The 9,240-nt window shown below is 25.3% G+C and carries 13 protein-coding genes; 3 read left to right on the top strand and 10 right to left on the bottom strand.

The window, feature by feature from the left end; translation table 11 throughout:
* Positions 1 to 232: 232 nt before the first annotated feature.
* Together ruvC and purN are read left to right on the top strand one after the other, a co-directional pair.
* On the top strand, positions 233 to 703 hold the full coding sequence (gene ruvC / locus ACRYA_RS10195; RefSeq protein ID WP_105918197.1) for a crossover junction endodeoxyribonuclease RuvC: 471 nt from the start codon (positions 233 to 235) through the stop codon (positions 701 to 703).
* Positions 704 to 709: 6 nt separating this feature from the next.
* Positions 710 to 1,306: a phosphoribosylglycinamide formyltransferase gene (gene purN / locus ACRYA_RS10190; protein ID WP_105918198.1), complete on the top strand. Its 597-nt coding sequence runs from the start codon at positions 710 to 712 to the stop codon at positions 1,304 to 1,306.
* A 14-nt stretch (positions 1,307 to 1,320) separates the two neighbouring features.
* Here the strand turns inward: purN and ACRYA_RS10185 are convergent, their stop codons facing one another.
* The 3 genes from ACRYA_RS10185 to ACRYA_RS10175 are packed head-to-tail and all read right to left on the bottom strand — an operon-like array spanning position 1,321 to position 3,270.
* Positions 1,321 to 1,782, bottom strand: coding sequence for a hypothetical protein (locus ACRYA_RS10185; RefSeq protein ID WP_105918199.1), 462 nt, complete (start codon positions 1,780 to 1,782; stop codon positions 1,321 to 1,323).
* A gap of 52 nt (positions 1,783 to 1,834) precedes the next feature.
* Positions 1,835 to 2,452: a trimeric intracellular cation channel family protein gene (locus ACRYA_RS10180; RefSeq protein ID WP_105918200.1), complete on the bottom strand. Its 618-nt coding sequence runs from the start codon at positions 2,450 to 2,452 to the stop codon at positions 1,835 to 1,837.
* Positions 2,449 to 3,270: an FAD-dependent thymidylate synthase gene (locus ACRYA_RS10175; protein ID WP_105918201.1), complete on the bottom strand. Its 822-nt coding sequence runs from the start codon at positions 3,268 to 3,270 to the stop codon at positions 2,449 to 2,451. The genes ACRYA_RS10180 and ACRYA_RS10175 overlap by 4 nt, the downstream gene beginning before the upstream one ends.
* A gap of 112 nt (positions 3,271 to 3,382) precedes the next feature.
* Between ACRYA_RS10175 and ACRYA_RS10170 the strand changes: the two genes are divergently transcribed.
* Positions 3,383 to 4,960: an HD-GYP domain-containing protein gene (locus ACRYA_RS10170; RefSeq protein WP_121443305.1), complete on the top strand. Its 1,578-nt coding sequence runs from the start codon at positions 3,383 to 3,385 to the stop codon at positions 4,958 to 4,960.
* Here the strand turns inward: ACRYA_RS10170 and ACRYA_RS10165 are convergent.
* Genes ACRYA_RS10165 through ACRYA_RS10135 form a run of 7 tightly spaced genes read right to left on the bottom strand, consistent with a single transcriptional unit; the run spans position 4,944 to position 9,184 of the window.
* A complete protein-coding gene (locus tag ACRYA_RS10165) occupies positions 4,944 to 6,134 on the bottom strand; it encodes an ArsS family sensor histidine kinase (protein WP_105917003.1) in 1,191 nt (396 codons plus the stop codon). The genes ACRYA_RS10170 and ACRYA_RS10165 overlap by 17 nt on opposite strands.
* A gap of 1 nt (position 6,135) precedes the next feature.
* Complete coding sequence (locus ACRYA_RS10160; protein ID WP_105917004.1) at positions 6,136 to 6,801, bottom strand: response regulator transcription factor; 666 nt, start codon at positions 6,799 to 6,801, stop codon at positions 6,136 to 6,138.
* A complete protein-coding gene (locus ACRYA_RS10155) occupies positions 6,794 to 7,183 on the bottom strand; it encodes a Spy/CpxP family protein refolding chaperone (protein ID WP_105917005.1) in 390 nt (129 codons plus the stop codon). Before ACRYA_RS10155 ends, ACRYA_RS10160 begins: the two co-directional genes overlap by 8 nt.
* Positions 7,149 to 7,472, bottom strand: a complete 324-nt coding sequence (locus ACRYA_RS10150; protein WP_265735136.1) for a cytochrome C — start codon at positions 7,470 to 7,472, stop codon at positions 7,149 to 7,151. The genes ACRYA_RS10155 and ACRYA_RS10150 overlap by 35 nt, the downstream gene beginning before the upstream one ends.
* 19 nt (positions 7,473 to 7,491) lie before the next feature.
* Entirely contained in the window at positions 7,492 to 8,265 is a 774-nt protein-coding gene (locus ACRYA_RS10145) for a cytochrome b/b6 domain-containing protein (protein ID WP_105917067.1), read from the bottom strand.
* A 1-nt stretch (position 8,266) separates the two neighbouring features.
* Positions 8,267 to 8,770, bottom strand: coding sequence for a diheme cytochrome c (locus tag ACRYA_RS10140; RefSeq protein ID WP_105917007.1), 504 nt, complete (start codon positions 8,768 to 8,770; stop codon positions 8,267 to 8,269).
* Positions 8,771 to 8,782: 12 nt separating this feature from the next.
* The gene (locus tag ACRYA_RS10135) at positions 8,783 to 9,184 is read right to left on the bottom strand and encodes a DUF1924 domain-containing protein (RefSeq protein ID WP_105917008.1); all 402 of its coding nucleotides are present in this window, start codon (positions 9,182 to 9,184) and stop codon (positions 8,783 to 8,785) included.
* Between the last annotated feature and the right edge of the window lie 56 nt (positions 9,185 to 9,240).

The following is a 9,240-nucleotide window of genomic DNA, read 5'->3' as shown; positions in this document are numbered from 1 at the left end:
AATAACCTAAAAAATCAAATTTAATTAAGCAATTATTATATCTAAATATTTTATAAAATAGCTTCAATGGAAAAAGTATAAAAAATAGTTTAAAATCATAAAATAATTTATTTGTACACAATGTGAATAAGTAGTGAATAGTTTTGAAATTTTATAAATAAAAACATAGTTAAAATACGATACAATCGAATATTCAAAAATGTGAAAATAAAAAACAAAAAAGAGTGAAATAGTGAAAATATTGGGAATAGACCCTGGAACAAAAAATTGTGGATATGCTGTTATTGAAAAAAGTGGAAGAGATTTAAAACTAATAGAAGCAGGATTAATTAAGATAAAAACTACAGTTTTGCAAGAACAAATTGTTGAGATGACAGAAGGAATTGATTTGATATTTAAAACTCATAAAATAGATCAAGTATCAATAGAAGATATGTTTTATGCTTTTAATCCAAAAACTGTTATTAAACTTGCTCAATTTAGAGGAGCAATTAGTCTAAAAATACTTCAAAATTTTGGAAATTTTTCTGAGTATACACCACTTCAAGTAAAACAAGCAGTTACGGGAAATGGAAAAGCTACAAAAGAGCAAGTTGCGTTTATGGTAAAAAGACTTTTAGGAATAAAAAAAGAGATAAAACCTCTTGATATAACTGATGCAATAGCAATTGCATTAACGCACTCTCAAAGAATAAAAGGATAGAAATTTATGAAAAAAATCGGTAAAAAAATTGGAATTCTAGCATCTTACAATGGAAGTGGTTTTGAGACAATTCAAAAAGCTATTGAAGATGGAATTTTAGATGCAAATGTTTGTGTTATTATTACAAATAATAGTACAGCAGGAGTAATAGAGAAAGCAAAAAAGTATGGAATTGATAGTTTTGTTATAAATTCAAAACTATTTCCAAATGAGAATCTGGATTTAAAAATTGCTCAAACTCTAAAAGAGTATGGATGTGATTATATATTTTTATCTGGATTTATGAAAAAAATAGAAGAAAATCTGCTAAAAGCATTTCCTAAAAAAATCATTAATACACATCCAGCAATTTTACCATCAATTTATGGTGGTGCTGGAATGTATGGACATTTTGTTCATGAAGCTGTTGTAAATAATTGTGAAAAAAAATCAGGCTGTACAATTCATTATATAGATGAGAACTATGATGAAGGAGAAATTATTTTAATAAAAGAGTTAGAGTTGGCAAAAAATGAAACAGCACAAACTTTAGAAAATAAAATAAAAGAGCTTGAGAAAATTGCTATTGTAGAAGCATTTAAGAAGGTTTTAGAGGAGAGATAAAACTCCTCTAATATTTATTTAATAAAGTTAGCTAACTCTTCTTTTGTAGAGATTTTATCTATTTTTACAACTTTTCCATTTTCTAAACTATAAACAATAATTTTTCCATCTTCTTTTACAAAGTTATCTTTGTTTGTATCGTCTAATAATAAAACTGAAAATGGGTATTTTTTCATTTTTGGTAAAGCTATAAATTTAGAAATAAGACTTGGCATTCCTGAAATATCAGCAACATAAACAGCCCCATTTTTTTCTAAAATATTCTCTTTTTCACTTAGTGGTAAAAGATAATCTCTTAACATATCACTTGTACTTTTATCACTTGCAAAAAGTATAGTTTTTATATTTGTATCTATAACTTTTTCAACTTCGTTTTGGTCTTTAATTTTTAAGTTATCAACAACACTATCAACAGCAAGTGGAGCTGCATTTAATCCTAAAGCTAATAAAGAAGCTAAAAGTATTTTTTTAAACATATTTTTCCTTTTAAATTTTTTGTGATTCTAGCTTTAAAAAGTAAACAGAAGATTAATTTTCTTTAGATAAAGTTGGTAGATTCCATTTTTTATAGTATGCAAGAACTCTTAAAACAACTCCAAATATGAAAACAATAATAAGTGAAAATAGATTTCTAAGTTCAAAAATTTCTAAAATATAAACAACACTTCCAATAATTAAAGCAACGGTTGCATAAAACTCTGAAACTAAAATAAAAGGCATTCTATTTATTAAAACATCTCTAATTGTTCCACCACCAACAGCAGTTATAAATGCTAACATTACAGCACTTAAGAAGTTAAAACCACTCTCAATTGCAATTATTGCACCTGTTATTGCAAATGATGATAGACCAATTGCATCTGATATTACAAATGCCCATTTACCTTCAAGATTTGTAATTTTATGAAGTTTAAATAGCATTGCAATTAAAACCGTTGCAATTACTAGGCTAAGAGGTAAGTTTGAAGTAAAAACATAAGGGGTTCTATCTGCAAGAACGTCTCTTGTCATTCCACCACCAAAAGCAGTTAAAAATGCAGAGATAAAAACTCCTAAAATATCGAGTTTACAGTGAACAGCAATTAGAAAACCACTTAGAGCAAAAGAGATAATACCTATAATATCAGCAATCTCTAAAGCGCTCATTTAAGAAGCTCTTGCATTGCAATTGCAGTTTGTCTTATCTCCCATTGAGCATGTTCATCTAGTCTTAACTTGAAATAATTATCAAGCTGTTTTGGCATAAATGCACCCCAAATTTGTGTATATCCCATTTGAGGTATTACACGTCTAGCTTCTTGAGGTTTAACTCCAGCTTCTAGTAATTCAAAATATAAATCTTCACTTTGCTTTATTAAATCTTGTACTTTTTGATTCTCTTTTAGTTTTTCGCTAACATAAAATTCAAAAGGTACTCTTTTAGCACTTACATATCTTCTACTTAACTCTTGCCAAGAAATTCTATGTCTTACCATTTGACTTCTTGTAGGAAAATCTACTTTAAATAAAAATACTTTGAAGTAATTTTTTATAATATTACACTCTTCTTGTGTATTAAAAATAGTTCTAATATCAAAACTAAATTTATCTTTATCATTTTCAAAATCATAAACTAATGCTCTATAATTTGTAAGTAAATATCTATCATCTAAAATTTCACCAAATTTTTTACAATTTGAATACTCTAAATCTAAAATCTCTTTATGTTTTGGATTTTCATAATCGAGTATTACTGGAACAAACTCAAAACTAGAACTTGGTAATCCCATACTTTCAGCCATCAGTCTATTGTAAAGACTTTCACTTCCAAGTGCTTTTGGATTTTGATAACAAATTGAAGCAACTTGAGTAATAGCTAAAATTCTATTTTCTTCATTTAGATTTGCTTTTGAAAAATCCCAATTCTCTACAAAACCAATATCATCATTTAATATATTTTGTTTTTCATTTATTTTTTCTATCACTATTTTGCCTTTATAAAAAATTGAATTTAGATTATACAAAATTAAATCTAAACAATTCGAGCGATAAAATGTTAAAATTCTTTTCTAATATAAAAACTAGGTGGTTATTGTTATGAATATTAAAAAAATTGTGAAGTATAGTTTTATCATAATGGCTACAATAATATTTATAATCACTGCAATAAATACCGTTGTAATATATCAAATAAAAGAAAATAATCAAACTAAACAAGCAATTAGTGATTTAGTATTTATGCAAGATAAAATGAATGAATTACTAAAAGATACTACAAATGTAAAATCAATAGAAGAATTAAAACAAAAAAAAGAGGATTTCTTAAAATTTGAATTAGAATTTGAAGATATTGAAAAACTTTTTACTATAAAAGATGAAAATGATTTTGTTGATTTTTTTATTTCAGATATTCATAAAGATAAAATAATTTCAACAAAATTAGAGTTATTATTTGAAAATGAAAAACAAATAGAAGATGTTTTTAGTGAAATTTATAAACTTCAAGAGATTAAAATACAATTCAAAAAAGATTTTGATATTGTATATCCTTTAGAAAATCAAATTAGAAAAGAGTTAGATTTAAAAATAGCTTCTTTAAAAAATTATGAAATATTTAAACTTTTTAGTGATGTTGAATATTATAGCAAGGAGACTTTATATCAATATAGAGATAAAAAGACTCTTGATAAGTGGCTTTATAAAATAGAGTTATTAAAAAATAACTATAAAGATGAGACTATTTTAGAGTATTTAGAAGTTGTAAATAAAGTTGGAAACATTGTTGTAGAGCTAAAAAATATTGAAGATAAAGAGTTAATATTAAGAAATAAGATTTTAGATGTTATTAATCAAAATAAAGTTTATAGTTCAGAAATCCAAAAAGAAATAGCTAATTTAACATCAAATTTTATTAATTTTACATATATTAGTATACTTTTTTTATTGCTTTTAATTATGTGTTTAATAGTAATTTTAGGATACAAAGTTTATAAAAATGTAGGTTTATCTGTTGATGAAATTGAAACAAAAGTAAAAGATGGTTTAAATGAAATAACAAAATTAAATGAAGAGATAGAAAATACTCAAAAAGAAGTTGTATTTACTATGGGTTCTATTGGTGAAAGTAGAAGTAAAGAGACTGGAAATCACGTTAAAAGGGTAGCTGAATACTCTAAGCTTTTAGCAATTTATTATGGATTAGATGAAAAAGAAGCTGAAATGCTAAAGCAAGCAAGCCCAATGCATGATATTGGAAAAGTAGCAATTCCTGATGCAATTTTGAATAAACCAGGTCGTTTTGATGAAACTGAAAGAGAGATTATGAATACTCATGCAGCCTTAGGTTATGAGATGCTTAAGCACTCAAATAGACCTCTTTTAAAAATGGCTGCGATTGTTGCAAATGAGCATCATGAAAAATGGGATGGAAGTGGTTATCCAAATGGTTTGAAAGCTGAAAATATTCATATTTATGGAAGAATTACTGCACTTGCTGATGTTTTTGATGCATTAGGAAGCCATAGAGTCTATAAAAAAGCTTGGGATGATGAAAAAATATTTAATCTTTTTAAAGAAGAAAAAGCTAAGCATTTTGACCCTAAACTTGTAGATATCTTTTTCGAACATTTAGAAGAGTTTTTAAAAATTAGAGAAACTTTTAAAGATGAATTGTAAAAATATTAAACTCATTTTCATAATTGTAAATAAGTTTAAAATTATGTTTATCAAGAATCTTTTTTACAATGCTTAAACCAAGTCCAAAGCCATCTCTTTGCATAAGTTCTTGAGTAAAAGGTTTTAAATAATACTCTAAATCTTTTGATAGTTTTTGACCACTATTTAAAATAGAGATTTGATTTTTACCAACTTTTATAATAATTGGAAAATCTGTAGCATACTTTAAAGCATTATCAATTAGATTTTTAAGTGCAATTGATAAATAATCTAAATCCGCATTTATTTTAAAATCTTCAAAGATTTTTATCTCTATTTTTGATTCATCTTCTAAATATAGTTTTCCTAAAGATTCTAAAACTAAAGTCTCTGCACTAAATGTTGTTAGATTTAATTTTGAAATATTTAGTTTTTCAAGTTCTATAAGTTCGCTTGTAAGTCTTTCTAAATCATTAAAAATCTTTTTAAGAAGCTCTTTTTGAGAAGAGTTATATATTTTTTCTATTGCAAACTTTCCTTTAGCTATTGGAGTTCTTAACTCATGCCCGATATCACGAAGTAGCTCTTCTCTTGTTTTTATTGAATTTTCAAGTGAACTTGCCATTTTATTAAAACTATTTGCCAAAGTTCCAATCTCATCATTGGATTTTATATCTATTCTTGTTGATAAATTACCATTTGCAAAAGCTTTTATATCTTTTGTTATAGTTTTTAATGGACTTAGAAGTTTAATTATAAATAAAAACATCATTAAAAGTGCAAAAATATCCAAAAATACCAATATATTTAAAATATTTTTATCACTTAAACTCTCTTCTTCAAAGGCTTTAAAAATATATAACTCATCCAAATATTTTATTTTTAGAATATAGATATTTGATGATTTATATTTTAAGATAGAGATATAACCAAATGTAGAGTTCTGAGAATATATAGTTTCTAAATCATTATTGTCTAAAACAGGCACTATTTCTAAACTATTTTTTAAAATTAATGTCTCTATATAATTTTTATTTTCTATATTTTTAAAAATATCATCAATAACTTTTAGATATTTTTCTTTTGCAAAATTATCAACTCTTTTTGAATTTATATTATCAATCCACAAGCCAATTACAGTCATTAACACAAAACTAATAATAAAAAGAAAAGTTAATTTTTTAAAAATTGACATTTTAGCCTACAAACTTATAACCAATTCCCCAAACAGATTTTATATATTTAGGGTTTTTTGAATCATCACCAATTTTTGCTCTAATATTTGATATGTGCATATCAATAGTTCTATTTTTTGTATTAAAATCTAAAGAACTCGCATTTAAAATCTGCTCTCTTGAAGATATTTTATTTTTATTTTCAACTAAGTAGATAAAAATTTCAAACTCTATTTTAGTAAAATCAATTGCATAATCATCTATTAAAACAGCTCGATTGTCTTTATCTATTGTAAAATCACCAACTTTGAAAGATTTATTTGAATTTCTTTTTAAAATAGACTCTATTCTTAAAACCAACTCTCTTGGTTCATAGGGTTTTGCAAGATAATCATCAGCTCCAAGTTCAAAACCGTGTATCTTATTTCCTATATCTCCTCTTGCAGTTGAGATAATTATAGGTATATTTTTTATCTCTTTTAGTTTGTTAAATAGATCAAAACCATCCATAAATGGAAGCATTAAATCTAAAATTATAATAGAGTAGTCATTGTTTGTTTTAAAATCTTCTAAAACATCTTTTGGATTATCAAAAGCAGTGACAATAAATCCATAATCTTTTAGATAATCAACTATCAAAGATTGCATTTGTAAATCATCTTCAACTAGTAAAATTTTTTTATTCAATTATCCACTCCTTGAAATGATCTGCAAATTCATCTCTTTGCTCTTCATTTAAAATTTCTAATATCTTTTTTATTCTTTTTGCTTCTAAAATTGTAGCTTTTCTTTTTATTTCCATAGTTTTTTGTATATATAAATTTTCATTAAAATTTGACTCTTCTATTAAATCTTCAATATCATCTTCAATATCTTCTTTATATTCATAAAAATCTTTATATTCATCTTTTAGCTCTAAAAGAATATTTTTTATAGCTTTTACTTGTTTATCATCTAAATTTAAATAATCTAAATTTTTGTAAGAGTGCTTATATTTTTTGTAATCATCCTCACCATTTAAAAACAAAAATATACTACATAAAATCAGAAATATCTTTAATATTTTCATTTTCGATTAATCCTTTTTCTATATCACTATGACAAGCTTTACAGTTTGCAACACTTTTTACTTTTTCATTTTTGAAAACATCTTTTGGAATATCTTTGTGCTTTTTTTCCCAATAAGTAGTTTTAGTTAAAGCAATTATATCTTTATTGCCTATTGAATTTATAAAATTCCAACTAGCTTTCATAGTTGAAGTTTCTGCACTATTTTTTAATAAAAAGCTTAGAATATTTTCATTTGTTTTTTCATCTAAACTGGCATCATCTCCAAAATGATTTTCTAAATCACCCATTATTAATTCCCATGATTTTTTAGGCAATAAATTTGGTGGGATAAAGAGTGTGACAACTTCCACACTCATTTACAAAAGATATATTTTGTGTTTTATAATCAATTGGCTCAAATTTTGAAGCAACTAAGGCATTATTTGGTTTATAAATATTAAAAATCAAAAAAGCTATAAAAGCTATAAAGATAAAAATAGCAAATAGTTTTTGTAAAAATGATAGTTTTATGCTCTCATCTTCTTGCGTCATTTTATATCCAGTTGCAATTGAATTTAGAGTTTCATGCTTTTTATGAAGTAATCTATCAACAGCAATTCCAGCTAAATGTGCAACAATTAAAAAAATAAGAAAATTTGCAGAAAATTCATGAATTTCTTTAAAAAGTTTTATTTTTTTAAAAAAAGAGTCATTTAAAAAAGATGCTATTCCCTTTCCATCTTGTATTCCATAAGCTAAAATACCTGTAACAATTACAATAAAAGTAACAATTAGCATAGCTATCATCACATAAGATGCTAATGGATTGTGACCTATGTACTTTTGTTTATCATCGAAGATATTTTTTAAAAACTCTTTAGCTTCATTTTTATTTGCTGGAAAATCTTTAAATAAAGAGTATTTTGGACCAAAATATCCCCAGTACACTCTAAAAACTAATAAAATAAAAATAGAGTAACCAGCAATTGCATGGTAGTTAAGAAGTTTATCATCGTCTGTTAAAAAAGCAATTAGAATAAACAGAGCAAATAAAAAGTGAAAAACTCTTGTTGGTAGTGACCAAATATATGATTTTTTCATATTAATTTTTCTCCCATTTTCCATAATTTGGAATTTTTACATCATCATCACTAAAAATACCTTTTTTAGCATTTTGATGACAAGCTGTACAGTTAAACAAACCTTTAACCTCTTTTTGAGTAATTAAATGTTCTTTTATATCTTTATGTTTTTTCTTCATATAAGGCATTTTAGAAATAGAATCAGGAATAACCCCATTTAAATTCTCAACTATTTTTCTACTTCTTTTATATTGCATACTTTTTTCAGCACTATTTTCATTTAAATAGCTTGATAGAGTTTGAAAAGTTTTTTCATCTACACTTGCATCATCACCAAAGTGGTCACTTAAATTTGACATCATTTTATTCCAAGAGTTACTAGGAAGTAGTCCTGCTGGATATGCAAAATGGCAACTACCACACTCTTTTTCATAAATCGTATTATCTACTGGTTTAATAGATACACTCATACTACCAGCAAATAATAAAGAGCTAGTAAGTCCTAAAAGGATTATTTTTTTCATTGTTCGCTCCTTTTATTTATTTATGATGTAAGTAATTACATCACCTTTTTCAAGTGCAGTTCCTTCACGATTATAAACATCATTGAAATTTCTTTTTAACCATTTTTCGATTTCTGCTTTATTTGTAAATCTGTTTGGATTTGCTTTTGGAGATAGAGCATCTATCGTTTTGCCTGTAAAATGATTTTGATTTGCTTCGTATAAATTTGTACCATGACAAGATGCACAAGAGATTAATTCACCTTTTTTCCCAATATGTTTTGATAAGAAGATTTCTTCACCTCTTTTGTAATCAAAACCTTTGAAAGATAAATCTATCTTTAAAACTTCTTGTTTTAAAGAGTTTAAAAAATCATCAACAGTAGCACTAAAACTTAAAGTAGCAACCAAAGTTGCTATTAGAAATGCTTTCATAATTTACTCCTAAATATTTTTTTATATTTAGAATTGTAAAAGAATAGTTTCAAGAT

The sequence above is a fragment of the Aliarcobacter cryaerophilus ATCC 43158 genome (assembly GCF_003660105.1).
In the GTDB taxonomy this organism is placed as follows: Bacteria; Campylobacterota; Campylobacteria; order Campylobacterales; family Arcobacteraceae; genus Aliarcobacter; species Aliarcobacter cryaerophilus.
This window is presented reverse-complemented; position numbering and strand designations above follow the sequence as displayed.